We start from the raw sequence: 24,055 nt of genomic DNA on the forward strand, positions 1-24,055 counted from the left end.
TTTATTAACAAACCTTTTAAACAGGAGCGAAAAATGTTTGAAGCAAAACAAAGAGAAGTAATAAAAGTTCCAGATAGAGTTAAAAGAGCCCTCAGGGAAATTTTGGGTCCTGAAAACTGCCTTGATGATGAGATGGATAGACTTCTGTATTCTTATGATGCAACCAGAATAAAAATGCTTCCTGACCTTGTTGCTATCCCTCAAAATCAGGAACAGGTTCAAAAAATAGTCCAGATATGTTATGAAGAAGGTATTCCTGTTACTCCAAGGGGAGCCGGTTCAGGATACACAGGAGGAGCCCTCCCTGTAAAAGGCGGCGTTGTTGTTTCCTTTGAAAAAATGGACAAAATTCTGGAAATAGATGAAGATAACGCTATAGCAAGGGTTCAGCCGGGGGTTATAACATATAGACTCCAGAAAGCAGTTGAAAAAGTAGGCCTGTTCTATCCACCAGACCCTGCAAGCTACAAATACTGCACCCTTGGTGGAAATGTGGCCGAAAACGCTGGTGGCCCCAGATGCGTGAAATACGGAGTAACCAGAGAATATGTAATGGAGCTTAATACTGTTATTCATACCGGAGAAATAATTCACACAGGCAGACCAACACTTAAAGATGTTGCAGGATACGATATAACAAGACTTTTCATAGGTAGTGAAGGAACACTTGGATTGTTTACAGAAATCACAGTTAAACTGATACCAAAACCACAGGCAGCAAAAACCGTAATGGCAATATTTTCAGATATAGCTGCTGTAGGAAAAACAGTAAAAGACATATTCAAAGCAGGAATACAGCCTTCTGCACTGGAATTTATGGATAAACTGGCAATTAATGCAGTTGAGGATTTTGGTCATTTCGGTCTTCCAAGGGACGCAGAAGTGCTGCTTTTGATTGAAGTTGACGGACACCCAAAAGCTATAGATGACCAGATTGTTGAAGTTGCAAGAATATGTGAGCAAAACGGAGCCAAAGTCCAGATTGCAAAAACAGCAAAAGAAGCAGAAAAACTATGGGAAGCACGAAGGGCTTTATCCCCTGCAGTATCAAAACTGGGAAGAGTAAAAATAAACGAAGATATAGTATTCCCAAGAAGCTATTTACCGGAAGCCCTACCAAGACTGAGAGAAATAGGTAAAAAATACAATCTGAAAATGGTTAATTTCGGACATATCGGAGACGGAAACGTCCACGCAAACTTTATGATAGATGGAAGAGATGAGGATGAGCTGAAAAGAACAGAAAAGGCAGTGGAGGAAGTTTTTGAACTGGCACTTTCCTATGGTGGTTCAATAACAGGTGAACACGGGGTAGGAATAACCAAAGCAGCATTTATGAAAAAACAGTTTAGACCTCAGGAACTTGAAATAATGAGAGGTATTAAAAAAGTATTTGACCCTAAAGATTTAATTAACCCGGGAAAAATGGATATAGATTAATAAATATGCTAAAATATTTTTTTCGTTAATTAACCTGTGGAGGAAGAAAATGGCAGTCTGTCAAATATGCGGAAAGAAAACTGCACATGGAAACAGAGTTGCACACTCTGCAACAACATCTAAAAGAGTATGGAGACCTAACCTCCAAAGAGTAAAAGCTGTTATGCCAGATGGTTCTACAAAAAGAATATATGTATGTGCAAAATGCCTTAAAGCAGGCAAAGTTAAAAAAGCGGTCAGATAAGGTCTTCTTGTCTGACCTTTCTCCCTCTTGCCTTTCTCCCCCTTTTCCTTCATATTTATCTTAAAAACCACTCAGGAATAATATGAAAATACTAAAAAAAGAAGAGATATATCCTGTTTTAAAACAACTTTTTTCCTCAGCACAAAAAGAAGTAAAAATATCATCACCATGGATAAAATCAGAGGTTTTATCCACACTTTTAGATGAAAAAGAAATAGACATTCAACTGATAATCCGAGGTTCTGAGCTTGAAGATTTTACAATAACAGATATAGACATCCTGAAAAAAATAAAATCTATCGGTGGTAGAGTTTATCTAAATCCAAACATACACTCAAAATTTGTAATTATAGATAACCAAAAAGCTGTTATAGGCTCTGCAAATATTACAAAATCAGGTCTTTATGAAGACGGAAACATAGAAACGGCAGTTTTAATTGAGAATAAACAGGAGATAAAAGAATTACTCCAGCAATTTGAGGAAATAAAGAAAAAATCAATAAACCTGTTTGAAAATATAGCCGGCATTGTCCTTAACAGCCTTAGTTCAATAACCGTTGAGGCATTTTTGTTTGAGGAACTTCCCCAGCAGACATACATAAAAATCCCAATCTCTGAAACAGCTTTTTTACTTGGAAGAATAGCTGTGATTAAAGAGTTAAACAGTTCTTTATTCTCAACATTTTATAATTTTGCATCCCGTTCAATGCTGTCAGAAACCCATAAAATAGAAACTGTTCTGGGACAGAAAGATGAACTTTTCAGAAAAGCCCTGTTATTTGCATATCTAAATGAAAAAAATCAAAATTTACGGATAGCCCAGATAGAGATACTTGCAGAATTTAATCCTGAAAAAATCCGAGAAAAGGAAAGCATTTTAAAAACCCCTATGACACCGCCGCAAGCAGGTTCATTAATTTACACACTTCATGATGAAAAAGAAATAGAAGATATTATGCAGATAAACCATGCAGGATACCAGATGGGCAAGCCTGTAAAATTTGGGAAACTGTTTAATACATCCCTTAATGCCTTTATTGATTTGGAAAAGATATACACAATGCACATGGCTGTGCTGGGAACCACAGGTTCAGGTAAAACAACATTTGTCCGGAGGGTGCTGGAAAATCTGGAATACTCAGATATCCAGACATTTATAATAGACCTTTACGGTGAATATAAAAAATCAGTTAGAAATTCCCATATCTTAGAAATTCCGGATATACTTTATCCTGTTAATTTTGATGATATAAAAAATCTGTTTAAAGAATATGGAATAAGCTTTCAGGAAAAATCTTATGAAGAAAAAAAGGTGGCTGCATACTTTAGAAAACTTCTTAAACCTGACCTTCAGATAATCGGTTTTAGAGAAATCTCCCTTGAAGAAGCAATATTAAATGCAGTGGATATGACAGAGCTTAAAGGAGAGTTAAGGTCTGAGCTTTTAACATTCCTTGATATGCTAAAAAGAGATTACCCTGAAGAAGCCCTAAGCTATCATATAAATCTTACGCAGGAATTATTTGAAGCAATCGGTAGTGATAAGAACTTTGTTATCTTTGATTTTGAAAAAGTTGAAAATCCTATCACAAGGGTAAATATAGCCGGTCTTGTAATGAAAGAGATATTCAGGAAGGCAAAATCAGATGACAAAAAACGGGTTGTTATTCTGGAAGAAGCCCAGAATTTTGCTCCGGAAAAAGGATTTGGAGAAGTTCAGGCAGGTTCTTCAAATATTTCTTATGTAATGGCAAGGAAAATAGCCACAGAGGGAAGAAAGTTTGACCTTGGCCTTATTGCAATAACACAAAGGCCTGCAAACATAAGCAAATATGTCCTCTCACAGCTTAATACACAGGCAGTTTTCAAGCTGATTAACAGAAATGACCTTGAGGCTGTATCTGTATTTTTTGAGTATTCTAAAGAGGATATTTTCAACATCCTGCCATTTTTAAAACCGGGAACCGGATTTATCACAGGTCTTGCCGTTCCTTTTGGTATCCTAACCGAGATAAAATTAGGATAATTAGCAAAAAATTGCTGCAGGAATAAATTATTCCCAAAAAAAGACAGAGGGAGAAGTATGAAATTTGTAGATAAAGCCAAGATTTATGTAAAAGGTGGAGATGGTGGAAATGGCTGTGTTGCTTTCCGCAGGGAGAAGTTTGTTCCTTTAGGTGGCCCTGCAGGTGGTAACGGCGGAAAAGGTGGAGATGTAATATTACAGGCTGATGATAGACTGACAACACTGCTGGATTTTAAACATAAAAAGCATTACAAAGCACAAAGAGGGCAGCATGGTTCAGGAAGTAATAAACACGGAAAAAATGGGGAAGACCTTATAATAAAGGTTCCTGTTGGAACAGTTGTTAAAGATGCAGAAACAGGAGAGATAATAGCAGACCTTACTAAAAATGGACAAACGGTTGTTGTGGCAAAGGGTGGTAAAGGTGGTAAAGGAAATGCAGCATTTAAAACCTCAACAAACCAGTCCCCTGATTATGCAGAAGAAGGACAACCGGGAGAGGAGAAATGGATAGAGCTTGAGCTTAAGCTGATAGCAGATATAGGTATAGTAGGATTTCCAAATGCTGGAAAATCAACCCTCATATCTGTTTTATCTAATGCAAAACCAAAGATAGCAGATTATCCATTTACAACACTCGCCCCAGTCTTAGGTGTTTTAAAACTGGATTATGGAAAAAATGTTGTTATAGCTGATATCCCCGGACTTATAGAAGGAGCAACAGAAGGGCACGGTCTTGGACATGAATTTTTAAGACATATAGAAAGGACAAAGGCATTAATCCATATGATTGATATATCAGATTACAGGGAAAGGGAGCCTGAAGAGGCATTTGAGGTAATAAACAAGGAAATGGAAAAATTTTCTCCACAATTACTTGAAAAACCACAGATTGTTGTAGGAAATAAAATAGACATCCTGTCAGATAAAACAGAAATAGACAGGCTTAAAAAATATTTTGAAGAAAAAGGATATACATTTGTTCCAGTTTCCCTTGCAACCCTTGAAGGAGTTGATAAACTTAAAGAAGAGGTATCAAAACTTTATGAAAAAATTACGGGAGAGGGGAGGTCAACTACCCCCTAATAAATTAGGAGACTTGTAGCTGATGCATAAAAGCACCGTTACATTAGGACGGTTGATAACGCCCCACTGGAAGGGATATACCGCTTTCAGCCCCAGCTTAAAGCTGGATAGTTTTATTTTTACCCCGAAACCGTTTTTCTCCACTTTGGAGAGTGCCTTTGGGATTTTATGAGATACTTTTTATGAGATACTTTAACAAAAATTTAAAAAATATTATTGGTTTTCTCCCAATTTTAACAGTTCTTTGAATTGGGTAAACAGAAGGTAAACAAAAACTGGGTTTCAGGTTGATAGGAGGTGAATTATGAACAAAAAACTTATAGCAATCGGAGCAGTTGTTTTAATCCTGCTGGGAATATCCGGAACATATCTTTATGCAAAATGGACGGGGGTTCAGAAGGTTAAAGAAACAGTAAATAAAATACTTTCTCAGGATGAGTTGAAAGACAAAATAACAATAGGTGAATATGATTTTGAGCCTATAACAAACACAGCTATTTTAAAAAATATCACCATAAAGGATTATCCTGAAAAGGGATACACAGGAAAAATAAAAGAGATTAAGGTTTATGATTTTGGGGAGAACAAAGATTTTAAATTTCCAATAAAACTAACTGCAGAAGTCCAAGATTTTGAAGCCAGTTCAAAAGATTTTCATATAAATCTGAATATAAAGCAGTCTTACATTTATCAACCTGAAAAGAAAATTTATCACCTGAAATATTCAGAGATTTATAACGATAAGTTCCATTTGAAATTTTCATTTAGACTAAAAGATGTTGACCCGATAATCTTTAACTACGATTATGAGAAACAATCAAATCCTGCAGATTATATGATGCTTTTTAGCAAATTACTCCAGATAAAGCCGCAATTTTTAAGTATTGAATATATAGACAGAGGGGCTACACAACAGCTGATTGAAGATATGGCAAAAAGGGAACATAAATCACCTGAAGAAATCAAATCAAAAATAATATCTGACCTGCAAAAAGAGCTTGCAAAAGCCACAAATCCTGTGGAAAAAGAGCTAATAAAAGGATTTATTTCCATAATAAAAAATGGAAAAGGTAAAATAACCATAAACATAAAAGCAAAAAATGATGTAGCATTTCAAGATATGATGGTGCTTATGATGATGTCCAATAAGCCTGATGATATGTTTAGTTATTTAGGTAAATTTTTTGATGTCCAGATTAAATATCAGGAGACATAAATGCTGGTAAACAGATTTCCTAAAATGGCTGCCCTTCAAAAATACAGAGCATTAAAACTTGGATACCCTGAAGACCTTGCAGAAGCAATAGGAATAGCAGAAGCTTTAAAATATGCTATATTCAAAAGATTAGCTCATTCAGAAAGGAGATATCATGAAGAAGAAGAAAAAAGAAAAAAGGAAAAGCAACAACTGGACTGGGAAACATTTAAAACATTTAAACTTGCTGCCTATAACGGCTGGCCTTACGTGGCAGGTAAGGTAGAAACCCCTGAAGAATACAAAAAAAATATCTACTGGAGATTTGGAGAAGAAGGGGGTAAAAAGATAGAAAAATGGGCAGAAAATATAATCAAAAAAGTCCCTGAAGACTATCTGAAAAACGAACAAAAATTCTTCCGTGAAGTTTGGGTTCCTCACAGAGACGACCCGATTGATGTATAATATCCTCAAAAAGAGGGGATACACTTGAGACTTGAACTTTTAAATAAAACTTACCGTTTAAAACAGGAACTATCCCAGCTTGCAATAACACTTTCTGATGAAATAACCAAAGAAGAAGTCCTTTCAAAATGGAACCTTTATGAACCTTCTCCGGTATTCAGGACAACGGCAGCAGAGGACGGTTCCCTTAACAAAAAGCATTATCTTGGTTTTTATTTATATTCAGTCGCAGGTTATTCAATAAACTTTCATCAGGAGCAGGAATATTCAGAAGAGGTAGTAGGCGAAATAGGCCTTTCTGTGATTAAAAAAACAGAACTTATTGACCAGTATCTCAGAATGTTAATGTTTTTGTGCGAACTGAAAGCATTGCTGAAACTTGCTTTAAAAGAAAAACCGGAATTCTTGCTTATAGATGGAACACTTAGCAGCAGATTTATAACAATATTTCCTAAAACAGACTGGTTTTCTGGGGAAGAGTTTGAAGGGAAGATAGCAAATGTTGCAGGTGAGTTTATAAAAGAGCTTAAGGAAAATCTATTTGATGAGGATATAGCTGCTTTCTCAATAAAAAATAAAGTAATTGCAAGGCTTATTGAAGTTCTGGGAAATAAAGGAAATAGAACAGATGTGATTGAAGCAACACTGGCAAAACTTGCATATTTTGAGTATCTGCTGCTTCTTCATAAATTATTTTATGGACTTGACTGGAAGCCTGTTGTTATTGGAATAGCAAAAACTTCCCATTCAACAGAGCTGTTTAATAAGTCATTACCGGATATCAGAATTTTACATCAGCATATTACAGAAACAGGTTATACAAAGCCGATTTATCTTAATCTTGAAGAAACAAAATGGGAATTTTCAGAAATATTTGAAATGGTAGAAAGGGAAATAGCATTCCAGCTTAAAGAGGTAAATATAAAATATTTTTACTCTAAATATGATGAAGGCAGAACAATATCTCTGATAGAAGTTTATGAAAATCCTGAACATACAAATATAACCCCTGAGTATATAATGGACACCCTGCATTATTTTGCCGTCTCAGGATATCCTTTCCCATTGAGAAAGGCGGATAATGAAGTGAGAATAACACACAAAGATATGGAACTGATAGAAAATCTACTGGGTCTTCAGAGGGAGCTTCATGGCAGAGAGGGTCTTACTTAGATATCAAGTCTTACTGGTGTTATTGATAGTTGGTTTATCCCTTGGGATAAATAAGATTTTTTTACAGAAAGGAAAAGTATTTTCACCTGACAGATTAAAAGTGAATATAAACGCGGCAGATATAAATACTTTGGTAAAAGTTCCCTATATAAAGGAAAAAACTGCAACAAAAATAATAGAAATAAGAGAAAAAAGCGACGGTTTTACAGATTTAAATCAGCTTAAAAATTTGAGATACTATAAAAAATTTAAATACTTTTTGAAGGTGGAGTGATGCTGCTGGAAAATCTGTCTTATGTGGAAGTAGAAGCATATTTAGTGGAAAAGGATATTGTCCTTATTCCTATTGGTTCAACAGAGCAGCATAGCCCTTACGGCCTTATTGGAACTGATTTTATTACAGCTGAGGCTATTGCCAGAGAGGTAGGAAAAAGACTTGATATTCTGGTGGCACCAACCCTGACTTACGGTATGTCCCAACACCACATGGGATTTAAAGGCACAGTAACACTTTCACCTGAAACAATGGTAGGTGTAATTAAGGATATTGTTAATTCTTTTTTAGACCATGGTTTTAGAAGAATTGTTTTTATAAACGGGCATGGTGGGAATATAGAGCCTGTAAAAACAGCCTTTACACAGCTGAAATATGAAAACAAAAAAGGAATATTTGAAATTATATCCTGGTTTTTACTTCCAGAGGTTCAGGAGATAGAAAGGGATATATTTGAGGATAAAAATGGATATCATGCTACTCCATCTGAAGTTTCAATAACAAAATTACTTAGACCTGAGGCTTTCAAAACAAAACCATCAGAGAAAAAAAGATTAACCAAACCAAGAAATCAGATTTATTACCCACTTTCCCGTGAAGAATTCAAACAGGCCTATCCAGATGGTAGAATGGAATCAGCCCCATGGCTTGCCAAGGAAAAATACGGAAAACTAATTATGGAAGAAGCCGTCAGAGTAATCTCAAACAGAATTAGAGAAATTTTAAAGATGAAAATGTTATAAAAATATCTCTTGTTGTATTTTATGAATAAATTAGCATTAAATAAAATCAAAAATTTTGTTTGTGAAAATTTTATAGGAAGTAAACTTTTTGTTTACGGCTCAAAAATTTATGGAGAACATACACAAGAAAGTGATTTAGATTTACTAAATTCCAAATTTAAATTGGAAAATGAAGAAAAAAATCATTAATAAAATAACAGAGATTAATTGGAAAGATAATACAAATATAAGTCCTGTTGTTGTTTCAAAGGAAGAATGGATTAAATATCATTCAATACCTTTATTCCAAGAAGTCAAAGAAAAGGGATTGATAATTTGAAGGAAAGTTTAAACAGAAACATTTGAACAGCAATATTCCTTTTATCTATGAAATTACGTAAAATATCTTCAAATACAAATGGATTAAGAATATTTAATATGGATTTAGAAAAAAATATCCAGCAAGCTAAAGAAGTTTTAAAAGAGGCGGATGCCCTGCTGATTACTGCAGGGGCAGGAATGGGAGTTGATAGTGGTCTGCCTGATTTCAGGGGAACAGAGGGTTTCTGGAGAGCTTATCCTATTGCCAAAAAACTGGGTCTGAGATTTGAAGAGCTTGCCAATCCAAGATGGTTTAAAGAAAATCCAAAGCTGGCATGGGCTTTTTATGGACACAGACTTAATCTATACAGGAAAACACAGCCACATGAAGGATTTCATATACTCAGAAAATTAGGTGAAAGCAAAAAAGGAAAATATTTTGTTTTCACCTCCAATGTTGATGGTCAGTTCCAGAAAGCCGGTTATGATGAAAAAAGAATTGTTGAGATACACGGTTCAATCCATCATCTTCAGTGCACATTGCCCTGCACGGATGATATCTGGCCTGCAGACAATATAGAGATAGATATAGATATGGAAAAATTTGAGGCAAAAGAACCTCTACCAAGATGTATCCATTGTGGAGAGATAGCACGGCCAAATATACTGATGTTTGGAGACTGGGAATGGATTCCTCACAGAACGCAGGGGCAGGAATTTAGATTTGAAAACTGGCTTGAACATATATATGACATGGATTATAAGCTTGCCATTGTTGAGATAGGAGCAGGAAAAGCTGTTCCAACAGTGAGAGTAACATCTGAAAGTATTGCTTACAGATACAATGGAACACTTATAAGAATAAATCCAAGGGATTATGACGTTCCATCTTCAAAGCATATATCCCTCCCAATGAAAGGATTGGAAGGGATAAGAGCAATAACAGAAGGGCTTGTATAGTCCTATTTACCAAGTAGCTGTTTCAGGTCTTTATCCCTTATTATCCTGACTATACTGGTTGAGCCTGTAAGACCACCTACATAACCAAGTAAAGCAACGATGATATCTTTTTTGCTAAAGTCCTTTTTGTAAGCCTGTTTTACAAATCTTCTCAGCATATCGTCTGTATCTAATTCCTCTTCTATAACCATATAAGGCTCAACTCCCCAGACTATATTCAGTCTTCTTAAGACCTTTATATCGTGTGTAATCCCCAGTATTCTACAGGCAGGTCTGAATTTGGCAACATTGATAGCTGTTCTACCTGACTTTGTAAATGCCACTATTGAGCTTGCATTAACGTCTTTTGCAAGTGAGCTACCTGCAGAAGCTATGGCTGTTGTTGTATCCTCAACAGGTCTATCCTGATAAAACGGATATATCTTCTCTGTTTCTTCAATCGTTCTTCTCATTACTTTTACAGCTTCTACAGGATACTTACCTACTGCTGTTTCATCAGAAAGCATTACTGCATCTGTTCCATCTAAAACAGCATTAGCTATATCTGAAACTTCAGCCCTTGTTGGTCTTGGTGAAGTAAGCATTGAAGTTAGCATCTGTGTTGCTGTTATAACAGGCTTACCTTTTTCATTACATTTTTTAATTATCATTTTTTGAAGGACAGGGACCTTTTCCATATCTATCTCAACTCCCAGATCACCTCTGGCAACCATTATTCCATCAGCTTCATCTATAATTTCATCTATATGTTCTATTGCTTCATGTTTTTCTATTTTGGCAAATACAGGAACATCTCCACCGAATTTTTTGACATACTTTTTAGCTTCTTGAACATCCTTTGCTGTTTTTACAAAGGAAAGGGCAACAATATCAACTCCTATTTCAATACCGAATTTCAAGTCTTTTTTATCCTTTTCTGTTAAAGCTGGAATATCAAGCTTTAGATTTGGGAAATTAACACCTTTACGGGAAGAAACCATCCCTCCAACCAGAACTTTACATAAAACTCCTTTCTTAGTTTTTTTGATTACTTCCAGTCTGATTGTTCCATCAGCTATATATATTCTGTCGCCTTTTTTTAGTTTATCTAATATCTCAGGATGGTTTATTGTTATTTTTCCTTTGTTTCCTACGATATCATCTTTAACTATCCATATTTCGTCTTCATAGTGTAGATAAAAAGGTTCCTCAACTTCTCCTACTCTTATTTTGGGACCTGATAAATCCTGCAAGATAGCAACTTCTTTTTTCAATTTTTTTGAAACTTTTCTGATTTTTTCCAGATTTTTCTTATGGGTTGGGTGGTCTCCATGGGAAAAATTAAATCTAAAAACATCTACACCACTTTTTATTAATTCTTTTATTTTATTTTCTGTGTTAGTTGCAGGACCCAGTGTAGCTACGATTTTGACCCTTTTCATATTGCCTCCCTGATGTTTTATAATATATTGGTTATGTTTCCTGTTTTATATCATACTTTAAATCAGGTTTGATTACTATTAATATTTTTAACAGAAGTAAAACTTACTAACAGGTGAGGTAAATGAAAGAGATTAAAAGAAGAAACACCCAGCAAAGAAAGGTTATTCTGGATATATTAAGGTCTACAGACACCCATCCAACAGCAGACTGGATATATGAAAGGGCAAGGGAAGTTATACCTAATATTAGCCTTGGCACAGTGTATAGAAACCTGAAAATTCTCAAAGAAGAAGGGCTTATATTAGAGCTAAATGATGGAAAACAAAGCAGATTTGATGGAAGAATAGACAGACATTTCCATTTCAAGTGCACACAATGTAACAGCATTTATGATATAGAAACAGAAGGAATTGTTCAGGTAAATACTGATATTCTTAATAAAGAAGGCTACTCAGTGGAAAGCTGGGATATAGTATTTACAGGAATATGTCCCGCCTGTGGTGGTAAGCAAAGTTGAGAAGGATAATCAGTCCGATAAACAATAGACCCGATAGACTACCTCCGGGGCAGCACTGGACAAGTAAACTTCATATCCTTGGCATATCTGACCCTCCTGATATAGATTTATCTTCTTACAGACTCAAAATTTTCGGTGAGATTGAAGAACCTGTTGTTTTAACATGGGATGATATTCTGGAACTGGAAAAAGTAGAGCTGATAGCTGATTTTCATTGCGTTACCAGATGGAGCTATCCTGATGTTGAATGGATAGGCTTCCATGTTGATGAGATTAAAAAGTTAGTAAATATAAAAAATACTGCAAAGGCAGTGATGATACATTCTTTAGATGGCTATACCACAAACATTCCCCTTGAATATTTCTTTGATGAGGATGTGATATTTGCCTATAAATTATTTGGCAAACCTTTGCCAGCAGACCACGGTTATCCATTGAGGCTTATTGTTCCCAAACTATACTCATGGAAAAGTGCCAAATTTGTGTCAGGTATTGAGTTTATGCCTGAAAATAGACCGGGGTTCTGGGAACAACGGGGATATCATATTCTTGGAGACCCATGGAAAGAGCAGAGATACTCAGTTTAGAAAAAAAGCTTAAAAATGAGCTTTTTAAACTGATATCCATACCATCCCACAGAGATTGTTCACAGATACAGGAATATATAAAAGACAGGCTAAGTTTTATAAAATTTGAAGACCAGAAAATAAATAAAAATAATCTCTATAATATTTACAGCATTTCTTCTGAAAAGCCAATTTTAGTTAATACCCATGTTGATACTGTTCCACCTATTAATATGAAAGACCCTTTTAAGCCTTATGAAAAAGACGGCAGAATTTACGGCAGAGGTGCTGCAGATACAAAAGGTTTAATAGCAGCTCTTATAATAGCCCTTGAGGATTTTTATAAAAAGTATGGCTTTGTTCCTGTATCTGTTGCCTTCACGGTAGATGAGGAGCAGAACACCGCCCTTGGTTCACAGGAATTAATAAAGGTTTTAGAGCCAATTAAAAGCATTCTTGTTTTAGAACCAACCTATGGTAAGCTATGCACTGCCCAGATGGGAACTTATGAGTTTCGCCTAAAGGTTCATCTACCGTCTGCCCACGCCTCTGAGTTTGAAAAATTCAAAAATCCTGCAAAAGAAGCCTTTAAAGCAATAAATCTTATTGAAAAAGAGTTAAACAGACCTGTTAATATTCTCAGATTTAACAGCGGCTGGGAACATTATGCAGTTCCTGATAAAGCAGAGGTTTTATGTGAGTTTAAGATATTTGAAAATGAGCTTGTTTCTGACATAGAAAGCAAGCTTACAGATGTTATAGATAATCTTGATACACAGATAGAAATTATTGTTGAGGATTACGAGGAGTTTAACAGATTTAAAAAGGGACAATTGATTGGTCTATTGGAAAAAGCATATAAGGAAGAATTTAACACCGAAGCAAAAAAAGGAATTATGCCTTCATGGACAGATGCTTCTAATTATCATAAAGCAGGTTTTGAATGTGTTATTTTTGGTTTTGCAGATTTATCAATTTCCCATTCTGACAGGGAAAGCATTTCTATTGAGGAACTAATCAATAACTATAGATTTCTTTACAGATTTTTCTCCATTCTGACCCAGCCGTAATATTTTATCCCTGTTTCCTGAAATCCATGTTTTTTATAAAAATCAATAGCCCGTTTATTTTTTTCTCCCACCCATAATCCAGATTTTTTTAATCCAAGCTCTTTAAAATGCTCCAGCACTTTGTTCAAAAGTAAATCTCCCAATCCTTTACCCCAGAACTTTTTCTTTACAGAAAGTTCATGAATTTCCCCTACATGTTTTCCTTCAATATCAATCCAGTTTCCATCCCCTACAATAAAAGCTGCTGGTTCATCCTCATAAAATAAGATCTTGAAAAATGTTGAATGCTTTTTGAGCCATTTAATATATCTTTTGGCCTGTTTACGATTAGCTTCTCCATACTCAGGAATGTCCTGATATGCATCCATAAGTATGTCAATAACTGTGTCTAAATATTTATCTTCAAAATCTTTTAGCTCAATCCTTTCCATAAGAAATATTATAAATTCTGGAAAGCAAAAATAAGCAATGAAAATGTTAAAATTTAATAAATTTTTGAAGTCTACAGGGAGATTTAATGCTCTCAAAGATATACGGGCAACAGAAAAAGGATATATATCTGCTTATATTTAATCTGCTAAAGGATAGTAATGTATTTGGAATTCTTTATGGTAAAAAAGGGATAGGCAAAAAATATGTTGTCACAAGTGCAATCAATAATCTGTCTTCATCATTTGATAAAAAGATATTCATTGAAGCAACACCTCTATGGAAAAATGAAATTCTTTCAACCCTTGGCATAGAAGCAGATGCAGAAATATCCAAAGAGGAATTTTTAATTAAATTAATAGATTTTCTGGAAGGTTTTGATGGCAGAGTGTTTATTGTTATAAATAATGCACAGAATTTGACAGAAAAAGAGTTGTCAGAACTTGCACATCTTTTAAATATAAAAGAGAAATTATCTGTTTTTGTAATAGGCACATCACAGCTGAAAGAAAAGCTAAACCCATTTAAGATAGGAAAAATAGAAGGTAGCATAAACTTTATTCTTGAGGTTGAACCTCCTGAGTTTGAGGAGTTCAAAAAATACTTTACAGATAAGTATGGTTCCCAGATTGAAGAAAAAGCCTTAAAAATACTTTATAAAATGACAGACGGTTCTATAGAAGAAGCTGAAAATACCATATTAAGAATAGGAAAATTCCCTATAGAACCTAAAGATTTAGGATACAAACCGGATTTTTTGAAACCTGTTTTGCTTGGAGTGGCTATTTTTACAATTATAGGTGTAATTTCATACGGAATTTATTACGGATGGAGTTATTTTAATTCACCAAAAGAAGAAGAAATAGTAGAAAAAATCAAAAAGTTAGATAAAAAACTACCGGAAGAAGGGATAATTACAGAAGGATTACCTATCAAACCAAAGCCAAAAAAACATAAAAAACCTGTGATTAAAAAGATAGAGTTCAATGAAGAAGATATTATTCAGGAGATTAACCGGCAGTTAGATAATCTTTCTTTTGATATACCTGAAGTAAAGTTCTATCAGCCGGTTTATAATTATCTTGTTCAGGTAGCAGCATTCAGGAATTTTGATAATGCGAAAAAGTTTGCCGATAGTCTGAAAAAAGAATTTCCGGATATAACTGTAATTAAAACCAAAAAAGGACTCAGCCTTGTTGTAATCAAAGCCGAGAATAAAGAAAAAGCTGTTAAGATTAAAAATAGACTTAAAAAATATAAATTGAGTGCGGTAATTAAAAGGATTAGAAAATGATGGATTTTTTAGAGTTTTTTAATTTAAAGGAAAATCCCTTTAAACTTACGCCTGATGTAGATTTTTTCTATATGTCATCTGTCCATCAGGAAGCCCTTGCTTCACTTGAATACTTACTTAATTCTGAAGAAGGGTTTGCAGTAATTATAGGTGAACCTGGAACAGGAAAAACAATAACAATCCGTAAATTCCTCAGTCAGATTCCGGACAATGTGGAATATGCTTATATTCTTTTTCCTAATTTATCTCCTGAAGAGTTATTTATGGCAATATTAGAGGATTTTGGCATACAACTATCTGATAAAGTTTCTAAAAATAAGCTTTTTTCTACATTAAGAGACTTCCTGATACAAAAAAGGAAAGAAGGCAAAAAAGTTCTTGTGATTATTGATGAAGCCCAGAATTTACCTGTGGAAACCCTTGAAGAACTCAGAATTTTATCAAATCTGGAAACTGATAAAGAAAAACTACTTCAAATAATACTTCTTGGTCAGCCTGAATTAGAAGAAAAACTGAACTCATCAGAACTTAGACAACTCAGACAAAGGATAAGTATTCTGACCAGTCTGTCAAATCTGGATTACAGAGAAATGGTTGATTATATCAACTACAGACTATCAAAGGCAGGTAACTCAACAATAAGAATATCAGAAAAAGCCTATAAAGCTATTTATAAATACACACAGGGAAATCTAAGACTGATAAATCTGCTAATGGAAAGAGCCCTTATGTCAGCTTTTGTTGAAAATAAACACCAGATTGATAAAGAAAATATAGAAAGTGCAGCGGAAAGTCTTGCCTTAAGAAAAGAAACTGAGAATAAAAAGTATCCTGTTTTAATAGGTGTTTTTGCATTTATAGTCTTTATATTTGCCGGTGGTTTTGCCTATATCTATTTTTCAGATAAAAATCCTCCTAAAAGAAATACCGTTATTAAAAAAATTAATAAATCTGCCATTCAACATAAATTTGGAATAGTAATTGCAAGCACTTTAAATATGAGGGAGTCTCCATCTATTAATTCAAAAATTATTAATAAATTAAGAAGAGGTGATAAAATAGAAATTGTTGAGGATACAGGGGACTGGGTAAAAGTAAAAAAAGACACCCTTCAGGGATGGGTTAAAAAAGAGTACATAAAGATAGAAAATGGAACAGCTAAAAAAACGAATCAACCAGATAATAGGAAAGAATTTTAAACATGTGGAAGCTATTTTTGTGTATAAAGATGATAGTTTGATTTCATACAAATTTGCTCCATTTATTGAAGACAATCCTGACAACTTTTATAAATATACATCTCATATAGATAAGATTTTGAAATATAAGAATAGATTAAGGGAAAAAGTCCTGTATTATTACAAAGTGCATATTGGAAAGAAATATGTCTACTTGTATGTTTACCGCTTATATGATATTTATTTCTTTATTTTCACAGATAATTTGAGTCTGGATACAGCACCTATTGTTTATGAACAAATCTTAAAACCTGTTACCCTTTAAGTTGATAAAAAATCTCATCTGCGTGGAATGAACTTCTAACCAGGGTTCCGCTAAAAACCTGTTTGAAACCTATTTCATATCCTATTTTTTCCAGTTCATTGAATTCCTCTTCAGTGTAGTATTTTTTGACAGGATAATGGTTTTTTGATGGTCTGAGATACTGCCCTATTGTTAGTATTTCACAGTTTACATTTACTAAATCTTCCATAACCTGCACTATCTCTTCTTTTGTTTCTCCAAGTCCAACCATAATACCTGATTTTGAGGTTATATTTTTGTCAAGCTCCTTAATCCATTTTATAATCTGTAATGACCTTTGATAATCGCCTCTATGTCTTACCACAGGAAATAATGAAGGAACCGTTTCTATATTATGATTAATGACTTCAGGCTTTGCTTCAGCAACGATTTTGAGGGCTTCTTTATCCCCTAAGAAATCAGGAATAAGCACCTCTATACTGCAATCAGACTTTTCTTCCCTGATTGCTCTAATAACCCGTGCAAAATGGGATGCACCACCATCAGGAAGGTCATCTCTGTTCACAGATGTTATAACTACATGCTTCAGATTTAGGAATTTTACGGCTTTTGCTATGTTATATGGCTCAGAAGGGTCAAGGGGTAGTGATCTATCATGGGAAACATCACAATAGGCACAATTCCTTGTGCATCTATCCCCCATTATCATAAATGTTGCTGTTTTCCTGCCAAAACAGTCTCCTATATTTGGACAGGATGCTTCCTCACAAACAGTATGGAGATTAAGCATCCTGAGCATAGCTTTCATTTTTGTAACATCTTCAGATAAGAAATTTTTTACCTTTGGTTTCATCATTAAACCTCCTATAATAAAAATAATAACAGAAGAGGAGGTTGCCATGACAAAAGCTTATACAGAGTATCTAACATTTAACACAAAAAACAGAAGGGAGCTTATAAAGATAACAGATAGAGTGCAGGAAGCCGTTGAAAAATCAGGAATAAAAGAAGGTTTATGTCTTGTTTCAGCAATGCATCTAACAGCTTCGGTTTTTATTCAGGATGATGAGGAAGGGTTACACGAGGACATATGGCAGTGGCTTGAAAAACTTGCACCGTTTAAGCCCGATTATAAACACCATTTAACCGGTGAAGATAATGCAGATGCCCATCTAAAAAACCTTCTTACACATCTTCAGGTTGTCCTTCCTGTTACAAATGGAAAACTTGATTTAGGACCCTGGCAGGAGATTTTTTATGCCGAGTATGATGGACAAAGACCTAAAAGAGTTATTATAAAAATACTGGGAATATGATATATTTTTATAAGAATATTTTTATATGGTGGGAAGATGTTAGAGTTTATTTTAACTGCTGCAGCCGAGCAGGAAGTATTTAACAAACAGCTTGACAAATGTGACCCTTATTCTGCCTTTGGTGTTTTCTGTAATGCAAATGGATTGATAGAAGGATTTTTAATTATAGCCGGTGTTATTGTTCTGGTTGCAGGAACTCTCTGGTTTGTTAAGAAAAATCAGGAAGCAAATGCAGAAAAGCACAGGGAAAAGTATAAGAAATATACTCAGTGAAACTGTTCAGCTTCATCTATTATATCTTCAACATCTTCTTTTTTCTCATTTTTCTTGTTTTTTAACTCTTTTATAGAATCTATTAGGACATATTTTGCAAGGGCTTTTGCCTCTTCAAATGGAATATCAAAAGGAGGCATGTAAGCCATTCCCGGCCAGTGTTCAGGTTTTGGTTTTATAATAAGTTTTGCAACAGTTTCTATGGCCTTTTGGCTTTGGCCGTATCTTTTAGAGATTTCAAGGAAAGAAGGTCCCACCACTCTTCTGTCAGGGGCATGACAGGAAGAACAGTTATACTTGTAGAATAAAGTTTTACCATCAAGTGCAAATGAAGTTAATGAAAAGAATAAATATATAAAAAGCCCCCAAATAAAGGGGGCTTTAGTTTTATTTGTGGCTAAGAATGAATTGTGCAAGAGCTTTAAGTTCCTCATCAGAAAGTTGTTTTGTTGTGTTGAGCTGTGGTTTCATTGTAGCGAACATAGAAGGTAATACTTTTGGTTTAGCTTCGCCTTTGAGGAATTTAATTAAAGCAGCTTCATCTCCGTTGTAAGCTTGAGCAATTTGTTTTAAAGATGGTCCTACAGTTTTAACTGCTGCTTGGTGGCATGCTGTACATCCTTTGCTTTGGAAAATTGCTTTTCCGTCAGCTGCCATTGCTGCTGATACAGCTACAGCCAGTCCGAAAGTAGCCGCTGCAACTAATTTTTTCATTTGTCTAACCTCCATTAGTTTGATTTAATCTTTTTATAATATAACCTATAGTTTAAAGTCAACTTTTATTTTATGTTTTATATCATATTTATTTTAATATATTCTAATTTCATATTTTAGCTAATTTTTGAAATTTTTGATAATAATCTAAGGTAGAATATTACTAAATTTTTTCTGAAGAGAGGAGAAGATGGATAAACCTAAAAATGATTTGCTAATAAGGGCAGCACATAGAGAACCTATAGAAAGGACACCTATATGGCTTATGAGACAGGCAGGCAGATATATGCCTGAATACAGGGCATTACGCCAAAAGGCCGGTAGTTTTATGAATTTTTATAAAAATGTTGAGCTATCAGTTGAGGCAACAATTCTGCCCTATAAAATTTTGGGAGTTGATGCTTCAATAATATTTTCAGATATACTTACTCCCCTTGAAAGTATCGGAATGAAATTTGAGTTTAGGGAAGGGGAAGGACCTGTATTTTTAAATCCTATTGAAGCTCCGGATGATATCCTAAAGCTTAAAAAATTTGACCCTAAGGACGTTTATTATGTGGGGGAAATAATAAAAGGAGTTAATCAGGCTTTAAATAGGGCTATACCGACTATAGGCTTTTGTGGTGCACCGTTTACCCTTGCAGCCTATATGATAGAAGGAAGAACCTCAAGGGATTTTAAAAAGGCAAAATCTTTTATGTATAACCATCCAGATGCATTTAAAGAGTTGTTAGACAAGCTATCAGATATGCTTATTAAATATCTAAACTTCCAGATCGAAAGCGGTGCCGATGCTGTCCAGATTTTTGATAGCTGGGGTGGTTATCTATCTCCTGATGATTATAGAGAGTTTGCACTGCCTCCTATAAAGAAAATCATAAAAGAGATAAAGAGGGATTATCAGCCTGTTATACATTTTACAAGGGGGGTTGCTGGATTTTTTGATGATATGATTACCTCTGGAGCAGATGTTTATAGCGTTGATTGGATGATTGACCTTACGGATGTAAAGAAAAAATTAAACGGGAAAGCTGCAGCTCAGGGCAATCTTGACCCTATTGTCCTTTATGCAGATAAAGAGGTAATAAAAGAAAAAGCTGTGGCTATTTTAAACAAATGGGGCGAGGATACAGGACATATATTCAATCTGGGGCACGGGCTAATGCCTGATATGGAGGTAGAAAAGGTTAAGTATCTGGTTAAAGTAGTTCAGGAAGAAAGCCGAAGGTAAAATAAATTATTAATTAGTGTTAATGTATAATAATATATAAAAATTTTAATAAAAGCGGGAGAGATAAAATAAATATATGCTTGCCCTTAGATACTATGGAAATAGAGATATTAGATTAGAAGATATTCCTATTCCAGAGGTTAAAGAAAACGAAGTATTAATCAAAGTAACTGATGCTGGACTGAGTCAGACTCAGGTCAATGAGTTTATTGAAGGTCCTTTAATCATAAACACACAGCCACACCCATTAACAGGAAAAAGTATTCCCCTTATTCCTTGTCAGGAATATGGAGGTATTGTTGAGAAAGTCGGTAAAAATGTTGACCCTTTATGGATAGGAAAACAAGTTGCTGTCTTACCTCTGGTTTATTGTGGTGAATGCGAGTATTGCAAAAAGGGAAAGCAAAATCTGTGTGATAAGAGGGCATACCATGGTTTATTAGGATTAGATGGTGGTTTTGCAGAATACTCTGTGGTAAATGTGAATAATATATTTCCAGTTGATAAAAAAGAATTACTCACTTTTATTGAACCAATTCTTGTAGGTATAAATACACTTGATTTGTATAAAAGGCATTCAGGGTTAGATTCTGTTAAGAATTTAAAAGTTCTTATACTTGGTGCAGGTGCCGTTGGTCTTTCTATTGCTGCTGTTTGGAAATTTTTTGCACAGGCAAATGTTTATATAAATGAGATATTAAACTTCAGAAAACAAAAAGCAGGAGAAGCCGGATTTAAAATAATAGAAAAAAATGAATTGAGAGAAAATAGCTTTGATGTTGTGATTGATGCTGCAGGGATGGATCCTCTGTCTCCTCAGGAGGCTTTAAAAGAAGGCTTAAGATACGTCAAAAAAGGAGAATTTTTTATAAGTGTAGGCTCATATTTTCATCCCATATCTTTCGTCCCTGTATATATAACAGCAAACGAGAAGCATGTTCTTTCATCAATGGCATACAAACCACGGCAAGTAGATTTACTTCCTCATATAATAGAAAAAATAAATATAGACTTTTCAAAATTCATAACAGAAATTCCTTTAAAAAATATTATAGAAGATGGATATTACAGGGCGGAGGTAGAAAAAGAAAGTTTTATCAGGATAGTTGTTAAATGTTAAAGGCTTTAGAAGACTGTTTAAGAATTGATTTCAATTTGGAGGATGTTAGGATATTTCCTAAAGAAAAAATATTTTCTTATCAAGAATATAAAAAATTACCTCTCGATAATAAATATATTTTGGCAATAAAAGGAAATATTCCTTACAAAAAAGCCCATTATTTTCTTGAAACAGCAAGAGAACTATTTAATAAGCTAAAACAAGCTGAAGAGTCTATAAGAAAATTACATATATTTCAAGAAGAAGTTGATATAGTTATAAAATCAAGCGAATTATTTTTCTCTGAGGGAAATATAGAGAACTTTTTTCTTTTTTTAAAAGACAAAAAAATAGCTTTGATTGAAAATGGAAAAATAATTTTAAACACAGGAATAGATAAATTCACAATAGATACTTCTATTATAAAACTGAGAAAAATAAAAGAGTTTTCATCTCCTTTTAAAGAAGGAGAAATTTATGGTGTTGAGTTTGGAGTATATCAACTTATAGTTCAGGACGAGAAAGAAAAATTAGATGAGTTTTCCAAAAAAATAATTAAAACAAGGCTTTTATGGCTTGATAAATTATTTAAAGAAAGAAATGAGTATCTAATTGATGAGTTAACCGGATTATACACAAGGAAAAAGTTTTTTTATGACTTAAAAAGAAATTACAATAAATCAGCTATATTTATAAACCTTAAACAGTTCTGGCTCATCAACAGTATTTATGGAATTGAACTTGGTGATGAATTTTTGAGGCGGTTTGGCCAGCTACTGAAGAAATTGGCACATTCCGAAGATGTTTACCGCATTTACGGGGAAAAATTTGCTGTGGTATTTGATAATCCTGAAGAAGCTATAGATTTTAGAGAGTTACTGTTATCAAAAGTTTCGCAGGGTATAAAACTTTATAATGAAAAACTATCAATTTACTTTGAAATCAAACCGGAAGTATCAACTGTTATTATTTTTTCTTTAAATGAGCTTTCAGTTGAAGAAGTAATGATTACATTTAAAGGAAAATACACCGGCAATCGAAACCACTCTATTTTAGAAATAGATATACTCCCCAAACTAAAAAAAGAAAAAGAGATAATAAAACTTCTGGAAAAAGCAATATCAGAAAAGAAGATAATTTCCCATTATCAGAAAATCCAAAATTTACAGGACAAAGATGATTTTTATTTTGAATCTTTAATAAGAATAGATAATGGGAAAGATTTACTTTATCCAGCTCAGTTTCTTGACATATCCAGAATGCATGGTTTTTATCCAAAACTGAGTGAGTTATTACTGGAAAAGGTAATTCAGGATAGCAAAAAAACAGGCAAAAAGTTTTCTATTAATATTGAAGTTCTGGATATTCTGAGAAAGGATTTTCTGGATTTTGTTAAAGGATTGGTTCAGGAACATAAAATAGATACTGGTAATATTATTTTTGAACTTACAGAAAATGAGGATTTTGTTAAGGTTGTTGAGGATAAAAAGGATATATTTTTTAAGCTTAGGGATATGAATATTTGTTTTGCTATAGATGATTTTGGTAAAGGTTATTCAAATTTTAATTATTTAACAATACTACCTATATCTATTGTAAAAATAGATGGTTCTTTGATAAGTAAAATAAGCACAGATAATAAAGCATTACTAATAGTTGAAAATATCAATTCTATCGCCCATGGATTAGGAATAAAAACTGTGGCGGAATTTGTATCAAATGAACAAATATATCATCTTGTAAAGAATATAGGTATAGACTATGCTCAAGGTTTTTATATATCAAAACCTTTACCTTTAAGTAGAATTATCTAAAACCCCTACTATTACTTTATTCTTTCCTAATTTTTTAGCCTGATACATAAGATTATCTGCTTCTTTAAGAGCCTTTGATAAAGGAACAACATGTTTCGTGCCTATAACAACTCCTCCTATACTTACCGTTACATTTACAGGTTTACCGTCTACTTTAATATCAATTTGACTTACTCTTTTTCTTATTTTATCAAGTAATTTGTAGAAAGTGTTTTTTGTTGTAGCAGGGACAATTATAATAAATTCTTCTCCTCCATATCTAAAAATATAATCACTTCTTCTTAGCGTGTTTTTTAGGATTTCTGCAATTTTTTTGAGAACTAAGTCTCCAATATCATGGCCATAAGTATCATTTATTTTTTTGAAATTATCAATATCAAGAAATGCAACTCCGAAAGGTTCTCCGGTAATTAAGGATATATCCATAACATCAAAATATATACTTTCAAGGCTTCTTCTGGTTAGTAGATTGGTTAGAGGGTCTCTTTGAAGTTCTTCAATTTCTTCATTAAATAGGAATGTAATTAATGTTGACATAAACAATAGATTTTGTTTTATAAACTGGTTATATTCATCAAGTAAAAGGGTATATTTCTCCAGTTTTTTGAAGGTTATTATATTTTCAGCAGTAAGATGAAGCTTTTCATGTAAAAGATATAAGTTCTTAATAGTTTCTTTATTTTTTGTTTTTATATTATTTAGCCATTTTCCCATTTCACAGGAAGACGAAGCTATTTGTATTTTTTTAGATGCAACATCTTTTGCAAGATATTCCAAAATATTTTCCTCCCAACTTATATGTTTTTCTATTGTTGATTTTATATTTAAAAACTTATTGCCTAAACTTTGTTCTATATATGTTCTAATTAAATTAATTTCGTTTTTTACATACTCGATTAAATAGCCTTTTGCAGTGTAGTTT

Annotated in this window: 28 protein-coding genes; 22 read left to right on the forward strand and 6 right to left on the reverse strand. The window is 33.7% G+C overall.

Features of this window, described 5'->3' with window-relative positions:
• The first annotated feature begins 33 nt into the window (after positions 1-33).
• From MVE07_RS04535 to MVE07_RS04585, 11 genes are all read left to right on the forward strand, one after another.
• Complete coding sequence (locus MVE07_RS04535) at positions 34-1,440, forward strand: FAD-linked oxidase C-terminal domain-containing protein (RefSeq protein WP_297454619.1); 1,407 nt, start codon at positions 34-36, stop codon at positions 1,438-1,440.
• Between the two features lie 49 nt (positions 1,441-1,489).
• Positions 1,490-1,684 carry a 50S ribosomal protein L28 gene (rpmB, locus tag MVE07_RS04540; protein WP_200674154.1) on the forward strand — a complete coding sequence of 65 codons (195 nt, stop codon included), beginning with the start codon at positions 1,490-1,492 and terminating at the stop codon, positions 1,682-1,684.
• 82 nt (positions 1,685-1,766) lie between these two features.
• The gene (locus tag MVE07_RS04545; RefSeq protein ID WP_297454625.1) at positions 1,767-3,710 is read left to right on the forward strand and encodes a DUF87 domain-containing protein; all 1,944 of its coding nucleotides are present in this window, start codon (positions 1,767-1,769) and stop codon (positions 3,708-3,710) included.
• Between the two features lie 57 nt (positions 3,711-3,767).
• Positions 3,768-4,796, forward strand: a complete 1,029-nt coding sequence (gene obgE, locus MVE07_RS04550) for a GTPase ObgE (protein ID WP_297454628.1) — start codon at positions 3,768-3,770, stop codon at positions 4,794-4,796.
• A 304-nt stretch (positions 4,797-5,100) separates the two neighbouring features.
• A complete protein-coding gene (locus MVE07_RS04555; RefSeq protein WP_297454631.1) occupies positions 5,101-6,012 on the forward strand; it encodes a hypothetical protein in 912 nt (303 codons plus the stop codon).
• Positions 6,013-6,456, forward strand: coding sequence for a hypothetical protein (locus MVE07_RS04560; protein ID WP_297454634.1), 444 nt, complete (start codon positions 6,013-6,015; stop codon positions 6,454-6,456). It begins immediately after the preceding gene.
• Between the two features lie 24 nt (positions 6,457-6,480).
• Complete coding sequence (locus tag MVE07_RS04565; RefSeq protein WP_297454637.1) at positions 6,481-7,629, forward strand: DNA double-strand break repair nuclease NurA; 1,149 nt, start codon at positions 6,481-6,483, stop codon at positions 7,627-7,629.
• Positions 7,607-7,903 carry a helix-hairpin-helix domain-containing protein gene (locus tag MVE07_RS04570; RefSeq protein ID WP_297454640.1) on the forward strand — a complete coding sequence of 99 codons (297 nt, stop codon included), beginning with the start codon at positions 7,607-7,609 and terminating at the stop codon, positions 7,901-7,903. The genes MVE07_RS04565 and MVE07_RS04570 overlap by 23 nt, the downstream gene beginning before the upstream one ends.
• A complete protein-coding gene (locus MVE07_RS04575) occupies positions 7,903-8,646 on the forward strand; it encodes a creatininase family protein (protein ID WP_297454696.1) in 744 nt (247 codons plus the stop codon). The genes MVE07_RS04570 and MVE07_RS04575 overlap by 1 nt, the downstream gene beginning before the upstream one ends.
• A gap of 169 nt (positions 8,647-8,815) precedes the next feature.
• Positions 8,816-8,965, forward strand: coding sequence for a hypothetical protein (locus MVE07_RS04580; RefSeq protein WP_297454643.1), 150 nt, complete (start codon positions 8,816-8,818; stop codon positions 8,963-8,965).
• 98 nt (positions 8,966-9,063) lie between these two features.
• Complete coding sequence (locus tag MVE07_RS04585) at positions 9,064-9,906, forward strand: Sir2 family NAD-dependent protein deacetylase (protein ID WP_345781544.1); 843 nt, start codon at positions 9,064-9,066, stop codon at positions 9,904-9,906.
• A 2-nt stretch (positions 9,907-9,908) separates the two neighbouring features.
• On the opposite strand, the gene pyk is transcribed toward MVE07_RS04585, so the two are convergent.
• A complete protein-coding gene (pyk, locus tag MVE07_RS04590; protein ID WP_297454648.1) occupies positions 9,909-11,327 on the reverse strand; it encodes a pyruvate kinase in 1,419 nt (472 codons plus the stop codon).
• Between the two features lie 122 nt (positions 11,328-11,449).
• On the opposite strand from pyk, the gene MVE07_RS04595 reads away from it, so the two are divergent.
• The 3 genes from MVE07_RS04595 to MVE07_RS04605 are packed head-to-tail and all read left to right on the forward strand — an operon-like array spanning position 11,450 to position 13,481.
• Positions 11,450-11,845 (forward strand): transcriptional repressor, encoded by a 396-nt coding sequence (locus MVE07_RS04595; protein WP_297454651.1) that lies wholly within the window; start codon positions 11,450-11,452, stop codon positions 11,843-11,845.
• Complete coding sequence (locus MVE07_RS04600) at positions 11,842-12,432, forward strand: sulfite oxidase-like oxidoreductase (protein ID WP_297454655.1); 591 nt, start codon at positions 11,842-11,844, stop codon at positions 12,430-12,432. The genes MVE07_RS04595 and MVE07_RS04600 overlap by 4 nt, the downstream gene beginning before the upstream one ends.
• Positions 12,405-13,481 carry a M20/M25/M40 family metallo-hydrolase gene (locus MVE07_RS04605; protein WP_297454658.1) on the forward strand — a complete coding sequence of 359 codons (1,077 nt, stop codon included), beginning with the start codon at positions 12,405-12,407 and terminating at the stop codon, positions 13,479-13,481. The genes MVE07_RS04600 and MVE07_RS04605 overlap by 28 nt, the downstream gene beginning before the upstream one ends.
• Here the strand turns inward: MVE07_RS04605 and MVE07_RS04610 are convergent.
• Positions 13,448-13,912 carry a GNAT family N-acetyltransferase gene (locus tag MVE07_RS04610; RefSeq protein ID WP_297454661.1) on the reverse strand — a complete coding sequence of 155 codons (465 nt, stop codon included), beginning with the start codon at positions 13,910-13,912 and terminating at the stop codon, positions 13,448-13,450. The genes MVE07_RS04605 and MVE07_RS04610 overlap by 34 nt on opposite strands.
• 86 nt (positions 13,913-13,998) lie before the next feature.
• On the opposite strand from MVE07_RS04610, the gene MVE07_RS04615 reads away from it, so the two are divergent.
• Genes MVE07_RS04615 through MVE07_RS04625 form a run of 3 tightly spaced genes read left to right on the forward strand, consistent with a single transcriptional unit; the run spans position 13,999 to position 16,707 of the window.
• Entirely contained in the window at positions 13,999-15,204 is a 1,206-nt protein-coding gene (locus MVE07_RS04615) for an SPOR domain-containing protein (protein WP_297454664.1), read from the forward strand.
• Positions 15,201-16,403, forward strand: coding sequence for an AAA family ATPase (locus MVE07_RS04620; RefSeq protein WP_297454667.1), 1,203 nt, complete (start codon positions 15,201-15,203; stop codon positions 16,401-16,403). Before MVE07_RS04615 ends, MVE07_RS04620 begins: the two co-directional genes overlap by 4 nt.
• Positions 16,354-16,707, forward strand: a complete 354-nt coding sequence (locus MVE07_RS04625) for a hypothetical protein (RefSeq protein ID WP_297454670.1) — start codon at positions 16,354-16,356, stop codon at positions 16,705-16,707. Before MVE07_RS04620 ends, MVE07_RS04625 begins: the two co-directional genes overlap by 50 nt.
• Here the strand turns inward: MVE07_RS04625 and lipA are convergent.
• Positions 16,697-17,542, reverse strand: coding sequence for a lipoyl synthase (gene lipA / locus MVE07_RS04630; protein ID WP_345781543.1), 846 nt, complete (start codon positions 17,540-17,542; stop codon positions 16,697-16,699). The genes MVE07_RS04625 and lipA overlap by 11 nt on opposite strands.
• 43 nt (positions 17,543-17,585) lie before the next feature.
• On the opposite strand from lipA, the gene MVE07_RS04635 reads away from it, so the two are divergent.
• Together MVE07_RS04635 and MVE07_RS04640 are read left to right on the forward strand one after the other, a co-directional pair.
• Positions 17,586-18,002, forward strand: coding sequence for a secondary thiamine-phosphate synthase enzyme YjbQ (locus MVE07_RS04635; RefSeq protein WP_297454673.1), 417 nt, complete (start codon positions 17,586-17,588; stop codon positions 18,000-18,002).
• 36 nt (positions 18,003-18,038) lie between these two features.
• A complete protein-coding gene (locus MVE07_RS04640) occupies positions 18,039-18,275 on the forward strand; it encodes a hypothetical protein (RefSeq protein WP_297454676.1) in 237 nt (78 codons plus the stop codon).
• Here the strand turns inward: MVE07_RS04640 and MVE07_RS04645 are convergent.
• Both MVE07_RS04645 and MVE07_RS04650 read right to left on the reverse strand, forming a co-directional pair.
• Positions 18,269-18,691, reverse strand: coding sequence for a c-type cytochrome (locus MVE07_RS04645; RefSeq protein ID WP_297454678.1), 423 nt, complete (start codon positions 18,689-18,691; stop codon positions 18,269-18,271). The two genes, MVE07_RS04640 and MVE07_RS04645, sit on opposite strands and share 7 nt — an antisense overlap.
• The gene (locus MVE07_RS04650; protein ID WP_297454681.1) at positions 18,663-18,989 is read right to left on the reverse strand and encodes a c-type cytochrome; all 327 of its coding nucleotides are present in this window, start codon (positions 18,987-18,989) and stop codon (positions 18,663-18,665) included. The genes MVE07_RS04645 and MVE07_RS04650 overlap by 29 nt, the downstream gene beginning before the upstream one ends.
• Positions 18,990-19,179: 190 nt before the next feature.
• Here MVE07_RS04650 and hemE point away from each other — a divergent pair, with 190 nt between their 5' ends.
• From hemE to MVE07_RS04665, 3 genes are all read left to right on the forward strand, one after another.
• The gene (gene hemE / locus MVE07_RS04655; protein ID WP_297454684.1) at positions 19,180-20,220 is read left to right on the forward strand and encodes a uroporphyrinogen decarboxylase; all 1,041 of its coding nucleotides are present in this window, start codon (positions 19,180-19,182) and stop codon (positions 20,218-20,220) included.
• A 76-nt stretch (positions 20,221-20,296) separates the two neighbouring features.
• Positions 20,297-21,340, forward strand: coding sequence for an alcohol dehydrogenase catalytic domain-containing protein (locus MVE07_RS04660; RefSeq protein ID WP_297454687.1), 1,044 nt, complete (start codon positions 20,297-20,299; stop codon positions 21,338-21,340).
• Complete coding sequence (locus MVE07_RS04665; protein ID WP_297454690.1) at positions 21,334-23,133, forward strand: GGDEF domain-containing phosphodiesterase; 1,800 nt, start codon at positions 21,334-21,336, stop codon at positions 23,131-23,133. Before MVE07_RS04660 ends, MVE07_RS04665 begins: the two co-directional genes overlap by 7 nt.
• On the opposite strand, the gene MVE07_RS04670 is transcribed toward MVE07_RS04665, so the two are convergent.
• A partial coding sequence (locus MVE07_RS04670; protein WP_297454693.1) for a sensor domain-containing diguanylate cyclase occupies positions 23,116-24,055 on the reverse strand: 940 nt, incomplete at its 5' end. The genes MVE07_RS04665 and MVE07_RS04670 overlap by 18 nt on opposite strands.

The sequence above is a fragment of the Persephonella sp. genome (genome assembly GCF_027023985.1).
In the GTDB taxonomy this organism is placed as follows: domain Bacteria; phylum Aquificota; class Aquificia; order Aquificales; family Hydrogenothermaceae; genus Persephonella_A.

What these genes read in the sequence shown, in the direction of transcription:
- MVE07_RS04560 (WP_297454634.1), top strand. Translation starts at nt 6,013, where the DNA reads ATGCTGGTAAACAGATTTCCTAAAATGGCTGCCCTTCAAAAATACAGA.
- pyk (WP_297454648.1), bottom strand. Translation starts at nt 11,327, where the DNA reads ATGAAAAGGGTCAAAATCGTAGCTACACTGGGTCCTGCAACTAACACA.
- MVE07_RS04545 (WP_297454625.1), top strand. Translation starts at nt 1,767, where the DNA reads ATGAAAATACTAAAAAAAGAAGAGATATATCCTGTTTTAAAACAACTT.
- MVE07_RS04595 (WP_297454651.1), top strand. Translation starts at nt 11,450, where the DNA reads ATGAAAGAGATTAAAAGAAGAAACACCCAGCAAAGAAAGGTTATTCTG.
- MVE07_RS04555 (WP_297454631.1), top strand. Translation starts at nt 5,101, where the DNA reads ATGAACAAAAAACTTATAGCAATCGGAGCAGTTGTTTTAATCCTGCTG.
- MVE07_RS04620 (WP_297454667.1), top strand. Translation starts at nt 15,201, where the DNA reads ATGATGGATTTTTTAGAGTTTTTTAATTTAAAGGAAAATCCCTTTAAA.
- MVE07_RS04665 (WP_297454690.1), top strand. Translation starts at nt 21,334, where the DNA reads ATGTTAAAGGCTTTAGAAGACTGTTTAAGAATTGATTTCAATTTGGAG.
- obgE (WP_297454628.1), top strand. Translation starts at nt 3,768, where the DNA reads ATGAAATTTGTAGATAAAGCCAAGATTTATGTAAAAGGTGGAGATGGT.
- hemE (WP_297454684.1), top strand. Translation starts at nt 19,180, where the DNA reads ATGGATAAACCTAAAAATGATTTGCTAATAAGGGCAGCACATAGAGAA.
- MVE07_RS04570 (WP_297454640.1), top strand. Translation starts at nt 7,607, where the DNA reads ATGGCAGAGAGGGTCTTACTTAGATATCAAGTCTTACTGGTGTTATTG.
- MVE07_RS04610 (WP_297454661.1), bottom strand. Translation starts at nt 13,912, where the DNA reads ATGGAAAGGATTGAGCTAAAAGATTTTGAAGATAAATATTTAGACACA.
- MVE07_RS04635 (WP_297454673.1), top strand. Translation starts at nt 17,586, where the DNA reads ATGACAAAAGCTTATACAGAGTATCTAACATTTAACACAAAAAACAGA.
- MVE07_RS04640 (WP_297454676.1), top strand. Translation starts at nt 18,039, where the DNA reads ATGTTAGAGTTTATTTTAACTGCTGCAGCCGAGCAGGAAGTATTTAAC.
- MVE07_RS04580 (WP_297454643.1), top strand. Translation starts at nt 8,816, where the DNA reads ATGAAGAAAAAAATCATTAATAAAATAACAGAGATTAATTGGAAAGAT.
- MVE07_RS04575 (WP_297454696.1), top strand. Translation starts at nt 7,903, where the DNA reads ATGCTGCTGGAAAATCTGTCTTATGTGGAAGTAGAAGCATATTTAGTG.
- MVE07_RS04535 (WP_297454619.1), top strand. Translation starts at nt 34, where the DNA reads ATGTTTGAAGCAAAACAAAGAGAAGTAATAAAAGTTCCAGATAGAGTT.
- MVE07_RS04650 (WP_297454681.1), bottom strand. Translation starts at nt 18,989, where the DNA reads ATGAAAAAATTAGTTGCAGCGGCTACTTTCGGACTGGCTGTAGCTGTA.
- MVE07_RS04625 (WP_297454670.1), top strand. Translation starts at nt 16,354, where the DNA reads ATGGAACAGCTAAAAAAACGAATCAACCAGATAATAGGAAAGAATTTT.
- MVE07_RS04615 (WP_297454664.1), top strand. Translation starts at nt 13,999, where the DNA reads ATGCTCTCAAAGATATACGGGCAACAGAAAAAGGATATATATCTGCTT.
- MVE07_RS04585 (WP_345781544.1), top strand. Translation starts at nt 9,064, where the DNA reads ATGGATTTAGAAAAAAATATCCAGCAAGCTAAAGAAGTTTTAAAAGAG.
- rpmB (WP_200674154.1), top strand. Translation starts at nt 1,490, where the DNA reads ATGGCAGTCTGTCAAATATGCGGAAAGAAAACTGCACATGGAAACAGA.
- MVE07_RS04660 (WP_297454687.1), top strand. Translation starts at nt 20,297, where the DNA reads ATGCTTGCCCTTAGATACTATGGAAATAGAGATATTAGATTAGAAGAT.
- MVE07_RS04605 (WP_297454658.1), top strand. Translation starts at nt 12,405, where the DNA reads ATGGAAAGAGCAGAGATACTCAGTTTAGAAAAAAAGCTTAAAAATGAG.
- lipA (WP_345781543.1), bottom strand. Translation starts at nt 17,542, where the DNA reads ATGATGAAACCAAAGGTAAAAAATTTCTTATCTGAAGATGTTACAAAA.